Annotated in this window: 17 protein-coding genes; 12 read left to right on the top strand and 5 right to left on the bottom strand. The window is 54.2% G+C overall.

All coding sequences use genetic code 11. The annotated features are described in order from the left end of the window. Positions 1–46: 46 nt before the first annotated feature. The 4 genes from NXT01_RS03475 to NXT01_RS03460 form a co-directional block, all read right to left on the bottom strand. Entirely contained in the window at positions 47–1,747 is a 1,701-nt protein-coding gene (locus NXT01_RS03475; protein ID WP_259077457.1) for an ABC transporter family substrate-binding protein, read from the bottom strand. A 266-nt stretch (positions 1,748–2,013) separates the two neighbouring features. Next, on the bottom strand, positions 2,014–3,915 hold the full coding sequence (locus tag NXT01_RS03470) for an ABC transporter ATP-binding protein (protein WP_259077454.1): 1,902 nt from the start codon (positions 3,913–3,915) through the stop codon (positions 2,014–2,016). Continuing rightward, the gene (locus NXT01_RS03465; protein ID WP_259077452.1) at positions 3,912–4,934 is read right to left on the bottom strand and encodes an ABC transporter permease; all 1,023 of its coding nucleotides are present in this window, start codon (positions 4,932–4,934) and stop codon (positions 3,912–3,914) included. Before NXT01_RS03465 ends, NXT01_RS03470 begins: the two co-directional genes overlap by 4 nt. Positions 4,935–4,938: 4 nt before the next feature. Next, entirely contained in the window at positions 4,939–5,922 is a 984-nt protein-coding gene (locus NXT01_RS03460; protein ID WP_259077448.1) for an ABC transporter permease, read from the bottom strand. 635 nt (positions 5,923–6,557) lie between these two features. On the opposite strand from NXT01_RS03460, the gene NXT01_RS03455 reads away from it, so the two are divergent. From NXT01_RS03455 to rpsQ, 12 genes are all read left to right on the top strand, one after another. Then, positions 6,558–7,523: a DUF5996 family protein gene (locus NXT01_RS03455; protein ID WP_259077447.1), complete on the top strand. Its 966-nt coding sequence runs from the start codon at positions 6,558–6,560 to the stop codon at positions 7,521–7,523. An 816-nt stretch (positions 7,524–8,339) separates the two neighbouring features. Next, a complete protein-coding gene (gene rpsJ, locus NXT01_RS03450; protein WP_259077445.1) occupies positions 8,340–8,645 on the top strand; it encodes a 30S ribosomal protein S10 in 306 nt (101 codons plus the stop codon). A gap of 33 nt (positions 8,646–8,678) precedes the next feature. Then, positions 8,679–9,335: a 50S ribosomal protein L3 gene (gene rplC / locus NXT01_RS03445; RefSeq protein ID WP_259077442.1), complete on the top strand. Its 657-nt coding sequence runs from the start codon at positions 8,679–8,681 to the stop codon at positions 9,333–9,335. After that, positions 9,332–9,985: a 50S ribosomal protein L4 gene (gene rplD / locus NXT01_RS03440; RefSeq protein ID WP_259077441.1), complete on the top strand. Its 654-nt coding sequence runs from the start codon at positions 9,332–9,334 to the stop codon at positions 9,983–9,985. The genes rplC and rplD overlap by 4 nt, the downstream gene beginning before the upstream one ends. Beyond that, positions 9,985–10,287: a 50S ribosomal protein L23 gene (gene rplW / locus NXT01_RS03435; RefSeq protein ID WP_259077439.1), complete on the top strand. Its 303-nt coding sequence runs from the start codon at positions 9,985–9,987 to the stop codon at positions 10,285–10,287. Before rplD ends, rplW begins: the two co-directional genes overlap by 1 nt. Before the next feature lie 23 nt (positions 10,288–10,310). Next, positions 10,311–11,153, top strand: coding sequence for a 50S ribosomal protein L2 (gene rplB / locus NXT01_RS03430; RefSeq protein WP_259077437.1), 843 nt, complete (start codon positions 10,311–10,313; stop codon positions 11,151–11,153). Between the two features lie 16 nt (positions 11,154–11,169). Then, on the top strand, positions 11,170–11,451 hold the full coding sequence (gene rpsS, locus NXT01_RS03425; RefSeq protein WP_207118735.1) for a 30S ribosomal protein S19: 282 nt from the start codon (positions 11,170–11,172) through the stop codon (positions 11,449–11,451). A gap of 3 nt (positions 11,452–11,454) precedes the next feature. After that, positions 11,455–11,811 carry a 50S ribosomal protein L22 gene (gene rplV, locus NXT01_RS03420; protein WP_259077431.1) on the top strand — a complete coding sequence of 119 codons (357 nt, stop codon included), beginning with the start codon at positions 11,455–11,457 and terminating at the stop codon, positions 11,809–11,811. 2 nt (positions 11,812–11,813) lie between these two features. After that, positions 11,814–12,560 (top strand): 30S ribosomal protein S3, encoded by a 747-nt coding sequence (rpsC, locus tag NXT01_RS03415; RefSeq protein ID WP_259077429.1) that lies wholly within the window; start codon positions 11,814–11,816, stop codon positions 12,558–12,560. A 5-nt stretch (positions 12,561–12,565) separates the two neighbouring features. Continuing rightward, positions 12,566–12,982 (top strand): 50S ribosomal protein L16, encoded by a 417-nt coding sequence (gene rplP, locus NXT01_RS03410; RefSeq protein WP_259077427.1) that lies wholly within the window; start codon positions 12,566–12,568, stop codon positions 12,980–12,982. After that, entirely contained in the window at positions 12,982–13,212 is a 231-nt protein-coding gene (gene rpmC / locus NXT01_RS03405) for a 50S ribosomal protein L29 (protein WP_259077419.1), read from the top strand. The genes rplP and rpmC overlap by 1 nt, the downstream gene beginning before the upstream one ends. Positions 13,213–13,214: 2 nt before the next feature. Next, positions 13,215–13,493 carry a 30S ribosomal protein S17 gene (gene rpsQ, locus NXT01_RS03400; protein ID WP_259077418.1) on the top strand — a complete coding sequence of 93 codons (279 nt, stop codon included), beginning with the start codon at positions 13,215–13,217 and terminating at the stop codon, positions 13,491–13,493. Positions 13,494–13,545: 52 nt separating this feature from the next. Here the strand turns inward: rpsQ and NXT01_RS03395 are convergent, their stop codons facing one another. Continuing rightward, positions 13,546–17,406: an AMP-binding protein gene (locus NXT01_RS03395; RefSeq protein ID WP_259077405.1), complete on the bottom strand. Its 3,861-nt coding sequence runs from the start codon at positions 17,404–17,406 to the stop codon at positions 13,546–13,548. Positions 17,407–17,412 lie beyond the last annotated feature (6 nt).

The raw sequence follows: 17,412 nt of genomic DNA, 5'->3' as shown, positions 1-17,412 counted from the left end.
TCCTGCCGGCATTATGCCGACAGGAGAATACTAAAAAAGAATCTTATTACTTAGCCCAGCCGATATTCTCTACCGGAAGATCAGCGAAAGCGGTGGCGCCGAAGTTAGCCAAACCCTTCTTTACGCCAACCATTTGAGGTCCGTTGTACATAGGGACAACACCGTAGGTAGCAAAAGCTTCCTCTTCTAGTTTATTCGCTTCCTTAATTTGCTCCTCAGCGGTGGGTAGCTTTTGGAGCTTGTCAATCTTGGCATCGAGTTCAGCAGAACCCGTGCCCGAGATATTCAGCTCGGAGTCGGTATTATAGAGCTGACCGAAGTACGCGGCTCCAAAAGGATCAGAAGACCTAAAGCTAAGGAAGAAGAGATCGAAGTCCTTGGCGGCCATGATCTTGGAGAAATCAGATGATGGGCGCTCTTGGATGGAAAGATCCACACCAATATCCTTCATCATCTTCTGCAAAGCAGAGGCAAATGCCTTATCAATTGCGGAGTCGCCCAGCATGGTGTAGCGGATGCTGAACTTTTGGCCATCCTTCTCGCGGATTCCATCGCTACCAGCAACCCACCCAGCTTCGTCGAGCAACGCTTGAGACTTTTCTGGGTCGAAAGCCCCTACAGAACTAAAGTTATCTTCGTAGCCTGGCTGGAAGGTGAAATAGGTCAGTGAGCCTGGCAGTTCCTCAGTATAGTCCAGACCATTGAAACGGATCTCTGAGATTAGTGCGCGGTCGATGCCCTTCACAATAGCCTCGCGAACTTTAATATCGCCCAGTTGTGGTGCCTGGGCGTTGAGCATCATCAAAGCATTGGAGGTAAGTACCGAGGAACGAATATCAATAGCATCACCCAGCCCGCGAGCGGTGGCAAGGTTGTCTTTGCTGCTCACGCCGGCGGCATCGATCTCGCCAGCTTTGAAGGCATTGATCGTTGCCAGATTCTCCATGGCGCGCAGCGTCAGCTTCTCAAGTTTGGCGGTCTCGCCCCACCACTTATCATTGCGAACGAAGGTTACGGTATTGGCGTTCGGGTCGAAGCTGTCCACGATGAATGGACCGGCACCCCATTCAGGATGCAGAGTGTTGATATAGCTCTCATTGAAAGTCGCGGGATCGTTAACCTTTGGGTGCAGGATCGAGTTAAACAAGCCCTGCCACCACGGGTAGGTGCCATCGAAGGTGATGATTACTTGCTTATCATCGTCACCCCGGGTGACAGCGGAAATGCGCTCATAGCCATCGGTGCCGCTAGGAACCACCTGAGGGTTAGAGCCGTTATTCATCTTCCAGGTGTTCTCAAAGGCGGTCCAGTCAATGGGGGTACCGTCGTTGAAGGTTGCATCAGGGTGAATATCCCAGGTGAGTACCAAATTCCCATCTACGATATCGTCCTTGACATCAGTGAGGTAGGCGGGATTGGCGTGCCAGGTGCCATCACCGTCGAAGAGGGCGATCTGTGGGTTGAAATAGCGCCAGATCCTGGTTGTATCAGCCGAGCTATTACCGTGGAAACGATTGAGTTGCTCGGGAATTTCTGAGATAGGCAAGACCAGCTCGCCGCCATCCTTGATCTGATCGCGCTCGAGCGGGTTATAATCGCCAGCAGCCTTGATCTCGAACTCGGCTGAGCCTTGGCCGGAGGCTGATTGGGAGCCAGTGCCCGTGGTGGCACCGTCGGCGCACGCACCTAGGGTCAGAGCAGCAACAGATAGCGCAGCCATCGTTGCAATGCGGATATTCTTCTTCATAAGGAAAAAATCTCCTTCATTGATCGTGTGAGGGTGGGTATAAGCGGACGTCAAGAGGGCACCGGGTTATCATGCCCGTGAGTCCAGAGCCTTTCTCATGATGAAGAAAATCTCTGCACGAGACTGCGATACGACGGATCAATCGACCGCAACCTCGTGCAGAAACCTTTTCGCTCTCTAAGCAAACTATAGAGGTGGTGCCAGGATCTTAGTACTCATGTATATTGCTGATACTTTATAATCCTGACACCACAGGGGCAAAGTCTTTATCGACGCGCAACCGTTGGATCGGGGATGGGGATCGCCTCGAGCAGTTGCTTGGTGTACTCGTGTTGCGGATGATCGAAGATATCATCCACCTCACCCTCTTCCACGAAGCGGCCTTTGTACATCACTGCGACCCTATCGGAAAGATGGCGCACGACAGAGAGATCGTGGGCTACGAAAAGATACGATAAACCGAGCTTGCGTTTGAGGTCTTCAAGAAGGTTAATTACACCCGCTTGGATCGAAACGTCGAGGGCAGATACCGGTTCATCGAGAACGATAACACTGGGATTGGTCGCCAAGGCTCGAGCGAGGCCGATACGCTGGCGTTGACCGCCAGAGAAATGCCCGGGGAAGCGATCAATTTGGGAGGTATCCAGGCCGACCAAAGTCATGAGTTCTTGGACTCGGCGATCAATATCGCCGTCGAAGCCGAGCGCATATAACGGTTCAGCGATAACTTCCTTTACCGTCAACCGGGGGTTGAGCGAACTCATGGGATCTTGGAAGACAATCTGGATTTGCTTTCGCGCTTCTCGACGCTGGGTGCGTGTCATCGATGATGCATCAATACCATTGAGAATCACGTGGCCGTGGGCTGGATCAAGATCCATGATCTCAAGGAGAGTTGTGGTTTTACCGCAACCAGATTCACCAACAATAGCCATGCACTCACCCTGGTGAATATCAAAGGTCAATCCGTCGACCGCCTTCACGGTGCCAACTTTGCGCTTAATGAGAGCACCTTTAGTCAGCGGGAATTCCTTGCGAAGATCCTTGACACTGAGCGTAACTGGACGTTCGTCGCGTGGGATTTCAGCAAGAATATCCGGGCTCAGTGGGGGTAGTTGGTACATGCGATCACCATCGATCCTGCCATCGAGGATCTCTTGAGAGCGAAGGCAAGCCGATTGATGAGCCTGGGTTCCTGGCACGAGATTGAGGGAGGGCTCTTCTTCGTGGCAGCGTGGTTGTACCACTGGGCATCGGGGGGCGAATTGGCAGCGATCGCGCAGTCCCACGAGCACGGGGGGATTGCCCACGATAGGTGTTAAGGGTTCGTCTGAGGAAATATCAGGGCGGGGGGTTGATCCGAGGAGGCCGACGGTATAGGGCATCCGCGGTTGGGCAAAGACCTCAAAGACATTACCTTTTTCCACAGGCCGCCCCGCGTACATCACGAGGACGTCATCGGCGGTTTCGGCCACCACACCCATATCATGGGTGATCATGATAGTGGCGGCACCAGTCTCGCGTTGGGCGAGTTTAATGACATCGAGGATTTGCGCTTGGATGGTGACATCGAGCGCGGTGGTGGGCTCATCCGCAATGAGCACACGAGGATTATTTGCAATCGCAAGGGCGATGACCACGCGCTGGCGCATACCACCAGAAAATTCGTGGGGAAAGGACCTCACCCGTTTGTGCGGCTCTTTAATACCGACAAGATCTAATAACTCTATGGCCCGCTTGAGTGCATCGGCTTTGGAAATCCTTTGGTGCGCTTGCAACGCTTCTACAAGCTGGGTGCCAATATCAAAGACGGGGGTCAGTGCCGAGAGCGGATCCTGGAAGATCATACCGATGCCGTTACCGCGAATCCGTGACATTTCACTGTCGGTTTTGCCAATTAGTTCTTCACCGGCGAAACGAACCGAGCCTGCAATCTTGGCATAATCCGGAAGGAGACCCATAACAGACAGTGAGGTGACCGACTTCCCCGATCCGGACTCGCCCACAATTCCTAGAGTTTGACCAGGAAAGAGGTCAAAAGACACACCGCGCACAGCATTGACAACACCGGCTTCGGACGGGAAAGAGACATTAAGGTCGCGGACTGAGAGTATTGGGGTATTTAAGGCAGTTGTGCCTTCGAGGGAATACGAGCTAGGCGAACTCATGCGTTTCCTCCGGACTTTGAGTTGGGATCGATGGCATCGCGCAATCCGTCAGCAATAAGCGCTAACGAGACCGTCAGTAGGGTCAAGATCGTGGCTGGGATATAAAACTGCCACGGAGCAGTGAGAACAGTGGCGGTGCCGCCTGATAATAAGGTTCCCAAAGACACATCGGGGAGTTTGACACCTAAGCCGAGGAAGGACAACCCAGTCTCGCCCATAACTGTCGATACCGTGCCGAGAACAAATTGGATCACTAACAGCGAGCTGATATTGGGGAGCATATGGCGGACGATAATTCGTGACTTGGATACGCCCATATAGCGAGCAGCCCGAACAAAGTCGTTTTCACGCACGGAGATGGATAGTGACCAAATCACACGAGCCGAGTACATCCAGCCGAGGAGAATCATTACGAAGATGAGCACCTTCCAGTCGCCGCCGGAGTCAGAAACCAGCAGCGCCAAAATGAGGAAGCTGGGAACCGCGAGGAGGAAGTGAATAATCGCTAGAATGATCTTTTCTACCCAGCCGCCGAGAAGGGCCGCTCCGGCACCAACGATGGCGGAGATTATGGTGGTCGACAGTGCAACACTCACGCCGATAATGAGAGAGCGTCCCAGACCATGGGCGGCCTGTGCAAAAAGGTCTTGGCCACCGTCGGTGGTGCCAAACCAGTGCTCGGACGATGGAGCGCTTGACAGGTTAAGGAAATCAGGTTCTGTAAACGACCACGGGGTGAGCAGGCCACCAAAGGCTGCGAAGAGAGCGAGGAGCCCAAAAATGACCGAGCCGATGACCGCACCCTTATTGCGCATGAAGCGGCGTGCGTAGAGTGTGAGACGGGAGGTGCCGCGGACGAGTTCCGGTGTCTCGGGAAGGGTAGGTTGGGATTCGTTCTCATCGGAACGAATCTCTGAGCCATGGGGCACAGTTGCACCGACGTGGAGGTTTGCTGGCGGCATCACCGTTGAGGTGGCCTCGTCGATATCGCCTGTGGGGCGTTGATTATTATCGTTCATGGTATTAACTCACTCGTACTCGAGGATCGAGGGCAACGACGACTAGATCGGCCAAAATTGCGGAGACGCCGGTGAGTGCAGCCCCGAAGGCGGCAACGGCCACGGCACCGTGGACGTCATTTTTCGATATGGTTTCCACAAAATACACGCCCATGCCGTTCCATGCGAAGATTTTTTCAGTCAGTACCGCGCCCGTAAAGATGCCGGGAACAGCGAAGGCAACCGAGGTGGCGACCGGGATGATGGAGGTGCGCAATGCGTGCCGGCGAATAGCCTGTCCCTTTGTCAGCCCTTTAGCTCGGGCTGTGCGTACATAGTCGGCGTTAATATTGTCGAGTAGCAGGGAGCGCTGCATGAAGTGGTAGCCAGCATAGCCAATAATTACGAGAGCGATTGTTGGCAGAATGAGGTGCTGGGCATAATCGACGAGCTTGGGAAAGAATCCCTCCACGCTGGGGTTCGAGGCCCCGGTGACATAGAGGATACGAGCTCCTACTAGGTCGTTGATTTTAATCGCTGCGGCTACAACGATAATCGATGCGACGACGACGTGGACATTCATGGCCACGATTGAGATAGCCTGCCAGATTCGGTCACCTCGCTGGTATTGCCTAGACGCTGTGTACACGCCCACCGACACTCCAAGGACGATGGTTATGAGGGTAGCGACGAGCATCAGTTGAGCGGATACCCAGATGCGGAAACTAATTTCATCATTAACGAGGGATCCAGTTGGAGAATAGCCCCAGTTCCAGTGGAGCAGGATATCGCTTAACCAATTCCACCACCGCTGCCACAAGGGGATGGTGGGGCTGAGATTATAGGGCACAAGGAGTGTGTCAATCTGCTCGGGGGTTAACGGTGGCCTCCGCCCAATATAATTCGAGCGAGGGTCGAGGAAGGCCGACGCTAGGAAGAAAGTAATATTTGTTGCCAGAAAGACGATGAGCGTCCAGCTAGCTGCTTTCCTCAGTAGATATTTGAACAATGGTTTTCTCCATCACGTGCGAAAGTCACAGGGCTTTAAAGTTCTCCAGGAGGCTTAAAACCGGCGTTGGTGCGTAAAACGACAGTATCCCACATCTACTCCGGCATTGTGAATACGGAGCCTGCGGAATTATTGCAATTGTTGTGCTTATAATTTACGGCTCTACGCGGACTTTTAATAATTACAGCTCGCAGAAGCTAAAAAAATTTCGATAATATTCGATCCGTCCACTACCCCCACAGCGGTGATGTGAGGATTATTGCTGCTGGATTTTCTCCCTATTGAAGCTAGGTTTAGGGGCCAAAAATACCGGTTTTCTTAGTCTTGAACTGGATAAATCAAGTCTTCTCCCAGTTGTTTTGTGGTATCGGGTTGATGAGCATCCTTCCGGGGCTAGGTAGTGAGGTCTAGGGCGGAGCTGCGGGTGATGATGATCCAATTTTATTCATTGGATCTCATAGGAGGTACTCCTTAGTGACTTCTCATCATCCTTTGGCGATGTGTGTATGTGATCGAGAGCATAGTGCTAAAAGCCCCGGTGCAGCGGCTGGCGCCGAGGTGTGGGGTGGCTTAAACTATAAGTAGTTGACTTATCAACTTTCCTATCCATCACGTACGCGAAAGTAGCTTAAATCATGACCCACTCTCTCCACTCCGGCTGGCCTGCGCTCAAAGTTGCCGATTGGGAAGAAACCCGCACGACTGTTCATATGTGGACACAAATCATCGGCAAGATCCGCATGGCCTACGCACCCCTCGTCAATCACTGGTGGCAAGTGGCGCTCTATGTCACCCCAGCGGGTCTAAGTACATCCGCGATCCCCTTTGAAGACGGATCCTTTGATATAGAGTTCGACTTTCTCGCCCATGAGATCCACTTCCGTCGCTCAAATGGAAAGCGGGCACATTTTGCCTTGCAATCCATGAGCGTGGCCGCGTTCTACCGTCTCGTGGCAGAGGCAATGGAGGCGATCGAGGTCCCATTCGATATTCGACCTATCCCAACCGAAGTAGACCCCGCACCTGACTTCCGCACAAATGAGACCGACGCTGCCTACGATAAGAGCGCAATCGAGGCATTTTTCCAACAACTTGTGCAAGCGAATAATCTCATCGGTGAATTCCGTGCTGACTATATTGGCAAGGTCAGTCCCGTTCACTTCTTCTTTGGTTCCTTTGATCTTGCATGCACGCGCTTTAGTGGAGAACTCGCCCCCCGCCACCCGGGCGGCGCGCCCAACTGTGGCGACTGGGTCATGGTTGAAGGTTATTCGCACGAACTATCCAGCTGCGGCTTCTGGCCGGGTGGGGGAGACGAGGGAGCATTCTATGCCTACGCCTACCCCGTGCCCGAGGGATTCGAGCGCGCAGCTATCGCCCCCGAAGGCGCTTATTATAGTGAGGAATTCCAGCAATTTCTGCTTCCCTATGAGGTAGTTCGCCAGTCGGCCGATCCTCGCGCTGCAGTCCTTGCCTTCTTACAGAGCACCTACGAGGCCGGAGCCACTCTCTTGAAATGGCCGCGTACCCAACTAGAATGCGACGATTCTAGGCTTGAAGCCTATAAGAATGGCCGCACCCCGCGTGATCTACACTCTTAAAGGTCCACCCTAGGAGCAAAACGAGAGTAGCCGAATCCCCCCTCGTGGCGAGCATATAGACCCACGAGGGGGGCTTCTGTGCCATTCGTACAATTTTCCACCTCGTGGATTGCGCGGTAGATTGCGCGACCTGTCATCCGGTGTTATATAGAATCTCCGCCGCCGCAGCTACGTTAGGGAGCCGATCGGCATTCAGGGAGGATATGAAGTGATAAAGGTGGTGTGCTAAGCGCTGAAACAAATTGGCAATCTAGCTTGCAACTTTCCTTCATACATGTTTTAATAATCAGGTTGCTTTGACAGGTGCACTGGTATCGCCCTCAAGCGGTTTCAGTGAGGCTGGCAAAGCAAACATGACACCTTCACTTAAGGTGACTTTAGTATTTAAGAGGTACGGATCCTCCTTACGAGGGTTAGCGGCCTTGTTATTACTGAAGCATCTAGGAGGTTTCTTCAAGGAGAATGAGCTCACGCGAGTTCTATTTGAAGGCCAGGATAAGTGACGTGGATGCATGGCAAATAAACAGCGGCAGTACGTAAGTGATCACCTAGGTGAAAACCTAGCGCCCGATCCCTTCCGGCTTGACTTCTTGGGTCTTGTACCCCGAGGGCTAGTGAAAAGGCCAAAGTTTGTGAGCTTTGTAGCCACATCGACATGTTCGACATTTTCCTAGCAAGTCTGGAATAGACAATCAAGTAAGAAACTGGCGTTGCGCCCAGGTATCCCAAGAACTCCTGGACAACGTTATAGAGAATAAGATGAAGCGATTCCCACCAATCCATTGTGGAAGTGGGACAAGCGAGGAAGAGGAAAGCGTGGCGGGACAAAAGATCCGCATTCGGCTAAAAGCCTACGACCACGAAGCAATTGACGCGTCTGCACGCAAAATTGTCGAGACCGTCACCCGTACGGGTGCACGAGTGGTAGGCCCAGTGCCATTGCCAACCGAAAAGAACGTATATGCCGTTATCCGTTCTCCCCATAAGTACAAGGACTCTCGCGAGCACTTCGAGATGCGCACTCACAAGCGCCTCATCGACATCCTCGACCCGACGCCGAAGACGGTCGACGCGCTCATGCGCATCGATCTTCCGGCCAGCGTCGATGTGAATATTGTGTAATCGACGACTTTCTTGGCATCCGGAGAATAAATAATGAGTGAAACTGAGATCAAGGGCATTCTGGGCCGCAAGCTCGGTATGACCCAGATCTTCGACGAAGAGAACCGCGTAGTACCGGTGACCGTCGTTGAAGCTGGGCCATGCGTTGTAACCCAGATTCGTACCCCCGAAATCGATGGCTATAGCGCCATCCAGATCGCCTTTGGCGATATCGACCCACGCAAAGTAAACAAGCCAGGCACCGGCCACTTCAACAAGGCCGGAGTTACCCCGCGCCGTCACGTAGCCGAAATCCGCATGGATGATGTGTCTGGTTACGAAGTCGGCCAGGAAGTCACCGCTGATATCTTCGAAGGCACCACCTTCGTCGACGTCACCGGTACCTCCAAGGGCAAAGGCTTCGCCGGCGGCATGAAACGCCACGGCTTTGCCGGACAGGGTGCATCCCACGGTAACCAAGCAGCTCACCGCCGTGTCGGTGGTATTGGTGCTTGCGCTACCCCAGGCCGCATCTTCAAGGGCAAGCGCATGGCTGGCCGCATGGGTTCCGACCGCGTCACAACCCAGAACCTCAAGGTTCAGAAGATTGACGCCGATGCTAACCTCATCCTGATCAAGGGTGCAATCCCGGGCAACCGTGGAGGCATCGTGACCGTTAAGACCGCAGTGAAGGGCGGTGCACACGCATGAGCCATTTAACATTGGACGTCCACACCGCTCAAGGTGCCACCAATGGCACCGTTGAGTTGCCAGCAGAGATCTTCGATCGTGAAGTCTCAATCGCGCTGCTGCACCAGGTAGTCAACGCTCAGCTCGCTGCTAAGCGCCAGGGTACCCACTCCACCAAAACTCGCGGTGAAGTCCGTGGCGGTGGGCGTAAGCCTTTCCGTCAAAAGGGAACCGGTCGTGCTCGTCAGGGCTCGATCCGCGCACCTCACTTCGCCGGTGGTGGCATTTCGCACGGCCCTAAGCCACGCGATTATGCGCAGCGTACCCCGAAGAAAATGATCAAGGCCGCTCTCTTCGGCGCCCTGTCGGATCGTGCACGCAACGCACGCATCCACGTGGTGGAAGAGCTCGTTCCTGGTCAAACCCCTTCAACCAAGTCCGCAAAGACGTTCTTCGAGCGTCTCACCGATCGTCGCAACGTATTGTTCGTCGTCGGCCGTGAGGATATTACTGCCCAAAAGAGTGCTCGCAACTTAGAGCATGTCCAGGTGCTATTCGCTGATCAGCTGAACACCTATGATGTGCTCAAGTCTGATGATCTAGTATTCTCCGTCGAGGCTCTCAATACCTTCATCACCCGCACCCAGGGTGCGGTTAAGGAGGAGAACTAATGGCTAAGATCGCAAATCCCCGCGATATTATCCTCGCACCGGTTGTATCCGAGAAGTCTTATGGTCTGATGGAAGAAAACACTTATGTTTTCTACGTCGCTAAGACCGCTAATAAGACCGAAATCAAGATTGCCGTCGAGCAGATCTTCGGCGTTCAGGTAGCTTCCGTGAATACCATTAATCGAGAGGGCAAGCGCAAGCGCACTCGCTCCGGTTTTGGTTCCCGCAAAGCCACCAAGCGCGCCTACGTGACGCTCCGTGAGGGCAGCGACACAATCGACATCTTCGGCCAGAGCGCTTAAGAGAGTCGAGGTAAGGAAAAACTATGGCTATTCGTAAATACAAGCCGACAACCCCGGGTCGCCGCCAGAGCTCCGTTTCCATGTTCGAGGAGATCACTCGCTCGACCCCGGAAAAGTCCCTGGTTCGCCCACTTCCCAAGAAGGGTGGCCGTAATGTACACGGCCACATCACTGTTCGCCACAAGGGTGGTGGACATAAGCGGCAGTACCGTCTCATCGACTTCCGTCGCAATGACAAAGATGGTATCCCCGCTAAGGTCGCTCATATCGAGTACGACCCGAACCGTACCGCTAATATCGCCCTGCTGCACTACGTAGACGGCGAGAAGCGCTATATCGTGGCTCCTAAGGGCCTCAAGCAGGGGCAGATGCTCGAAGCTGGCGCCAATGCTGATATCAAGGTTGGTAACAACCTGCCACTGCGTAATATCCCAGCTGGTACCGTTATCCACTGCGTAGAACTCAAGCCTGGCGCCGGCGCCAAGCTCGCCCGTTCTGCTGGTGCATCCATCCAGTTGCTCGGTAAGGCTGGTAAATACGCTGTACTGCGTATGCCATCTTCCGAAATCCGCCGCGTCGACATCCGTTGCCGCGCTACCGTTGGTGAGGTTGGCAATGCTGATCAAATCAACGTGCGCTGGGGCAAGGCTGGCCGTATGCGTTGGAAGGGCGTTCGCCCAACCGTCCGTGGTGTCGTTATGAACCCGGTCGACCACCCACACGGTGGTGGTGAAGGTAAGACTTCTGGTGGTCGTCACCCAGTGTCCCCATGGGGCAAGAAGGAAGGCCGTACCCGCAACCCGAACCGGTACAGCAACAATATGATCGTGCAGCGTCGCCGGTCTAATAAGAGCAAGAAGCGCTAAGAGGAGGTAAGGAAAGATGCCACGTAGCCTAAAGAAAGGCCCGTTCGTCGATGAGCACCTCCTCGCGAAGGTAGACGCTCAAAACGAAAAGGGTACGAAGCAGGTCATCAAGACCTGGTCCCGCCGTTCCACCATTCTCCCAGATTTCATTGGACACACCTTCGCCGTTCACGACGGTCGTAAGCATGTTCCAGTATTCGTAGACGACTCCATGGTCGGCCACAAACTGGGTGAATTCGCACCAACCAAGACCTTCAAGGGTCATATTAAAGACGATAAGAAGAAGGGACGTCGATAAGCGATGAGCGAAATCAATTCCGCACGCGCGACCGCCCGCTTCGTCCGCGTAACCCCTATGAAGGCTCGTCGTGTTATCGATCTCGTACGCGGCAAGTCAGTCGAAGAAGCTCTGGCTATCTTGAAGTACGCTCCCCAGCATGCTTCTGAGCCACTAGCTAAAGTGATTCATTCCGCAGCGGCCAACGCTGAGAATAACTTCGGCTTGGATCCACGCACCTTGGTCATCTCTGAAGCCTATGCTGACGAGGGCCCCACCATGCGTCGTTTCCAGCCTCGCGCCCAGGGTCGTGCTTTCGCGATCCGCAAGCGCACCAGCCACATCACCGTGGTTGTCGAGAGCCAAAAGGCAGGTGCATAAACGTGGGACAGAAGATCCATCCACACGGTCTCCGATTGGGTATCACTTCCGACTGGAAGTCCCACTGGTACGCCGATAAGAATTACGCAGAGTACCTCGCAGAAGATATCAAGATCCGCGAGTTCCTCACCAAAACCCTCGACCGCGCTGGTATCGCCGATATTGTTATCGAGCGCACCCGCGACCGCGTCCGCATCGACATCCACACCGCCCGCCCGGGTATTGTGATCGGTCGCCGTGGTTCCGAGGCTGACCGTCTGCGCGGCGAGCTCGAGAAGCTCACCCGTAAGCAGGTTGCCCTCAATATCCTCGAGGTCAAGAACGTTGACGCCAATGCACAGCTGGTTGCACAGTCGGTAGCCGAACAGCTCACCAACCGTGTGGCATTCCGCCGTGCTATGCGTAAGGCAATCCAAGGCGCTATGCGTCAGCCTCACGTCAAGGGCATCAAGGTTGTATGTTCTGGTCGTCTCGGCGGTGCCGAAATGTCTAGGACCGAGCGCTACCACGAAGGTCGCGTTCCACTACATACCCTCCGCGCCGAAATCGATTACGGCACCTACGAGGCTCACACCACCTTCGGACGCATTGGCGTCAAGGTGTGGATCTACAAGGGTGACGTTGTCGGCGGCCGTCGCGAGAGTGAAATCAACGCACCAGCAGAGCGCCGTGGCCGCGGTGACCGCAACGCACGTCCGCGTCGCGGTGGCCAGCGTCGTCAGCGCGCTGAGCAGAAGCAGGAGGGCTAAGACCTATGCTTATTCCAAAGCGCGTGAAATACCGCCGCCAGCACCGTCCACACCGTAGTGGCGTTTCTAAGGGCGGTAACCGCATTGTTTTCGGTGATTACGCGATCCAGGCTCTCGAGCCCGCCTATATCACCAACCGTCAGATCGAGTCTGCACGTATTGCAATTAACCGGCACGTCAAACGTGGTGGCAAGGTTTGGATCAATATCTTCCCAGACCGTCCACTGACCCAGAAGCCACTCGGTGTTCGTATGGGTTCCGGTAAGGGCCCTGTGGAAAAGTGGATTGCAAACGTCAAGCCGGGTCGCATTCTCTTCGAGATGAGCTACCCAAATGAGGAAACCGCTCTTGAGGCGCTGCGTCGTGCAGGCCAGAAGCTTCCTTGCAAGGTTCGTATTGTTAAGAAGGAGGACCAGTTCTAATGGCTAACGGTACCCCCGCACACGAGCTTCGCGAGCTGAACGCCGAGGAGCTAGCAACCCGCCTCTCTGAGGCTAAGGAAGAGCTGTTCAACCTGCGCTTCCAGGCCGCAACCGGTCAGTTGACCAATAACCGCCGCCTGCGTGCAGTGAAGACCGATATTGCTCGTATCTACACTGTCATTCGCGAGCGCGAACTTGGCCTGTCTGTAGTTCCAGGAGCTGAGGCTTAATTATGAGTGAGGCAAAAGTGAACAAGAAGGAAAAGGGCGCACGCAAAGTACGCACCGGTTATGTCGTCTCTGACAAGATGCAGAAGACTATCGTGGTTGAGCTCGAAGACCGTCACCAGCACGCTCTTTACGGCAAGACCATCCGTACCAACTCGAAAGTAAAGGCTCACGACGAGAATGAGATTGCCGGCATTGGCGATCTGGTTCGCATCGAAGAGACCCGTCCACTTTCAAAAGATAAGCACTTCCGTCTCGTAGAAATCGTCGAGAAGGCACGCTAAATCTGTGTGGTTGAAAGACCCTGTGAAGAAAATATCTTCACAGGGTCTTTTTTTAATGCGAAATCCGCTGAGCCAGGTCATTTAGAACCTCTACTCCCACCATCCCTGGATGATTGACGGGATACTCAACGCACTCCAGGTGCTCAATCAGATGATCCCAAGCGCTCACCGTAATCTCCGGTAACCGGGTTGCTCGATCTAGCCCCGCGGTATAGTGCACCGCTTGCCCAGAGTAAAAGCCTGCAGTGTGCTCACGCATCAACGATGCATTGTGCGCCACCATTGTCCTAATGCCATCAATTTCGTGGTCACGCAACTGGGAAAAAACTCCATGGGAATCCCTCATGGCCGCGATGATCTCAGCTGCGCTCAGGGGAGTATCATCGGCGCGCTTGAGCCCTGCCATGGCGAGAACTCCTGCCCATAACTCCTCCTCAGAGGGGATCGGCACAGATTGCCATACCTGAGGAGGGTAGGCATCAAGGAGATAGAGTCCGCTGATAGCGACACCGTCCCAGCTGTGCTGAAGTTGGCAGGCCACTTCATGAGCCACAACGCCACCCACCGACCAGCCGACAAGCACGACAGAGCTAAAATGATGGATCTGCCACAGCTCTCGAATTTTATCTAGTGAAGCTCGCGCTTGTGCCTGAATGCTGGTTGCTCGGTGCGCAGTATCGAGAATACCCAGAGATTGCATACCAAAAATGCCGCTACCTGAGTGCCGATCGTACTCTTCCAGGAGGTGCGCCAGGGGGGAATAGGACCAGGTGAGTCCACCTGCTGGAGCGAAGCAGAAAATAGCTGCCCCACCTTGATGCGGACGCAGAGTAATAACCGGATCGAAACCTCCAGCATCTGTTGAATAGTTCAGACATTTAGCCAGGCCGGAAATCGTGGGGTGGGCAAATATATCTGCCACACTAAGTTGCGGAAATTTCAGCGCCAAGTCCACCGCACTAAGCGAATGACCGCCTAGGGAAAAGAAACTCTGATCAGCATCGTTGACACGCTGCCCCAGAACCTCTTCAAAAGCCTTGTGGACTGCCTGTTCCGTGGGATCGAGTGAAATTATTGCGCCACCTGTGTGCTCTGGGACGGGGGCTGGTAGGGCCTGGGTATCTAGTTTGCCATTGGGAGTCATGGGGAAAGCGTCAAGCGCTATATAGAACGAGGGCACCATATATTCCGCGAGGAAGGAGCGTGCATGGCGATCGAGTAATTCGGGAACTTCTCGATCAGCGGGAATATAATAAGCCACAATTTTGGGGTCCCCATGGCTGTGGTCAATAACGACCGCCACGGCGAGCACCTCGGGGAGCTTCGATAGGGTATTCTCGATCTCCGCGAGCTCCACACGCTGGCCGCGAATTTTCACCTGGCTATCTGCTCGCCCCGTATAGATCAGCTCCCCATTCAACCAATAAGCCGTGTCACCGGTGTTATAGAGCGTGGTGGGGCCCAGGTGGGGGAGGGTAATAAAGTGCTGCGCGGTGAGATCTTCGCGCCCTATATATCCCAATCCCACCTGTACGCCACCAATCAGTACAGTGCCGCTAAAGCCTGGTGGCAGGGGCGCGAAATAGGGGTCAACAATATGGATATCGGTATTCCATACCGGTGCCCCAATGGGGACCAGATGATCGGTCGGTGTAAAGGTATGGGCGGTGACATCAATCGCCGCCTCGGCGGGTCCATAAAGATTATGAATATCAGCATCAAAGAAATCCTGAGCGCGAGATGCCAGGCTTGCCTCCAATGCCTCACCTGAGCAGATAAGGGCGCGCAGATTAAAGCGAGCTGCGTCCCACTGGTCTCTTTTCGAGGGGTGTTGAGTGAAACTTAAAAAGGATGTGAGGGCGGCAGGCACAAAATGACAAATCGTGGCGTGCGCCAGAGTGAGATGGGAGGCAATGACGGCTGGATTCTTATGAGCTAGTGGCGTCGCAATCGCAGTTGGGATCCCGTGAGTAAAAGCTAAGAGATACTCCCATACTGACACATCGAAAGAACTGGGTGTTTTATGCAGCACAATATCCTCAGGTGTTATCTGGTAATACTCGCACATCCAGCTGAGTCGATTGACAATACCTGCCTGAGAATTTGCTACCGCCTTCGGGGCGCCAGTGGATCCGGAAGTAAAAAGGATATAGGCGCACTGTGGATGCGCATGGGGGGATCGGATAGGGGACGTAGGAGCTGAGCAGGTGGAATCGGTGACCCTTATAGTAGGGATCGGGTGATCGAGCGAAGTGGCAGACATTACCACGTCCGCTCCGCTGGCGTCGATCATATAGGTGCGTCGCGCTAGCGGCAGGGTGGGGTCTACTGGGCACCACGTCACTCCCATGAGAGCAAGAGCCGCGACAGTAAGAAGGAATTCCATTCCGCGTTCTATATGCAGGACGACGATATGCCCGGGCTGGAGACCGTAGCTGCGCAGAGCCGCGCATCGCCTATCAACTCTCGCCCATACCTCGGGAGCACTAAGCCAACGCAGATCTTCCCTACCGAGGTCAAAGGTACCAAGAAGTTTATCCAGCTGACCATATCGCTTGCGGGCAGCGGTGATCATCTCTCCGAGGGTCTGGTACTCGATGGCTCGTTGCTTCCCTTGGTAATGAGCAATGGAAATACGTTCATGCGCCGTAGCTACAGATTTTCCCGCAAAGAGGGGGCCACCCGAGATATCTAGTGTGCTGATAAACTCAGCGAAGCGCTGGGCGTGGTCGCGAACAAGGTGCGCGTTATTGGAGCCGCGACCCAAGACAATTATTTCTAATTCCGCTAATGGTGTGGACTGAATGATGAATTCGCAATCATTAATCGGCCCCACGGCAATGGTCTCCAGGAGTGCTTGGATCGTTGCAAATTGAAACCTCGGGCTAAAGGGCCGGAAATTTAGATGCGGCCCAATAAAACGCTCATAGGGATCCGAGATCCCTTTAAGCGCTCGCAATTGGGCCGCGCTGATATCACTATGGGCGCGGAGGAGACTCAGCGCCTTAGATACCTCGTTGATATCGATTCCAGGCTGCGGGATATGAAGATCAACGTCGAGGCCTAGAACATTGACTAAGGGGCCCTGGCTTACCAGCGCCTGTCCTAGGGGGCGGTTCATCATGGGGACCCCGATACTAATGCGCTCGGTGACGCCTGAGAGCACACCGCAATAATGAGCCAAGCTCGCCAATAATAACTCCAGCTCCTGGGCGTGATACTCGCGCGCTAAAGCCATAAATGATCGGCGCGCCGAAGCAGCTACAGTGGCCCTAGCGCTGACCATGAGTTCATCTCCCGCCGGTTCCAGCAAAGGGGGTGGGGTGACCAGCGGAGTCGCACTCCAATAATCGCGTGTCGCCGCACTCGGAGTAGGCGGTTCAAGGGTGAATTCTGCTGCCACATAGTCAGGAGGAATAAAGGGTGACGACGGTAAGTGCGCGTGATTGACGAAGGCGGTGTAGGTATCCGCTATCCAGCGGATAAGAGCATTGACAAAGAAACCATCACAGCAGATATGGTGAAAGCGAGCCAGCCAGTACACCCTATGATCTTGATCCCTAAACAGCCAGTGAGCAGTGAGTGTTTCTCCCACGAGATCGCCATTAAGCCGGGTAAGCATGATGGTGCGGGCGAACTTTCTAGGGTAATCAACGGGCGCCTCTACCACGGTCACCTGGCACGGATTCGGCTGGAGCACGGCGCGGTGCGGACTATCGTAATGAGCATTGATAACCTCCACCGATTGAATACACTGCGTGATGGCCGTGCGGAGGAGATCGATATCTACCTCGCCGTCGAAAATGATGAGCTCCGCGGTTTGGTACTGCGCGCTGGTGGGGTCAAGCATATGGGCGAACCACATAGATTGCTGCGTGGGACTCAGAGCGATGTAGGTAGTGGGGGAATGCATGATGAG

It is taken from the genome of Corynebacterium sp. ES2775-CONJ, assembly GCF_024814515.1.
In the GTDB taxonomy this organism is placed as follows: Bacteria; Actinomycetota; Actinomycetes; order Mycobacteriales; family Mycobacteriaceae; genus Corynebacterium.
The sequence above is the reverse complement of the archived record's forward strand: the minus strand, read 5'-3'. Positions and strand labels throughout refer to the sequence as shown.

Bases quoted from the DNA above. Each gene is read 5' to 3' on its own strand.
- NXT01_RS03465 (WP_259077452.1), bottom strand. From the start codon at position 4,934: ATGAACGATAATAATCAACGCCCCACAGGCGATATCGACGAGGCCACC.
- rpsS (WP_207118735.1), top strand. From the start codon at position 11,170: ATGCCACGTAGCCTAAAGAAAGGCCCGTTCGTCGATGAGCACCTCCTC.
- rplB (WP_259077437.1), top strand. From the start codon at position 10,311: ATGGCTATTCGTAAATACAAGCCGACAACCCCGGGTCGCCGCCAGAGC.
- rplD (WP_259077441.1), top strand. From the start codon at position 9,332: ATGAGCCATTTAACATTGGACGTCCACACCGCTCAAGGTGCCACCAAT.
- rplV (WP_259077431.1), top strand. From the start codon at position 11,455: ATGAGCGAAATCAATTCCGCACGCGCGACCGCCCGCTTCGTCCGCGTA.
- rpsQ (WP_259077418.1), top strand. From the start codon at position 13,215: ATGAGTGAGGCAAAAGTGAACAAGAAGGAAAAGGGCGCACGCAAAGTA.
- rplP (WP_259077427.1), top strand. From the start codon at position 12,566: ATGCTTATTCCAAAGCGCGTGAAATACCGCCGCCAGCACCGTCCACAC.
- NXT01_RS03395 (WP_259077405.1), bottom strand. From the start codon at position 17,406: ATGCATTCCCCCACTACCTACATCGCTCTGAGTCCCACGCAGCAATCT.
- rpmC (WP_259077419.1), top strand. From the start codon at position 12,982: ATGGCTAACGGTACCCCCGCACACGAGCTTCGCGAGCTGAACGCCGAG.
- rplC (WP_259077442.1), top strand. From the start codon at position 8,679: ATGAGTGAAACTGAGATCAAGGGCATTCTGGGCCGCAAGCTCGGTATG.
- NXT01_RS03455 (WP_259077447.1), top strand. From the start codon at position 6,558: ATGACCCACTCTCTCCACTCCGGCTGGCCTGCGCTCAAAGTTGCCGAT.
- rplW (WP_259077439.1), top strand. From the start codon at position 9,985: ATGGCTAAGATCGCAAATCCCCGCGATATTATCCTCGCACCGGTTGTA.
- NXT01_RS03475 (WP_259077457.1), bottom strand. From the start codon at position 1,747: ATGAAGAAGAATATCCGCATTGCAACGATGGCTGCGCTATCTGTTGCT.
- NXT01_RS03470 (WP_259077454.1), bottom strand. From the start codon at position 3,915: ATGAGTTCGCCTAGCTCGTATTCCCTCGAAGGCACAACTGCCTTAAAT.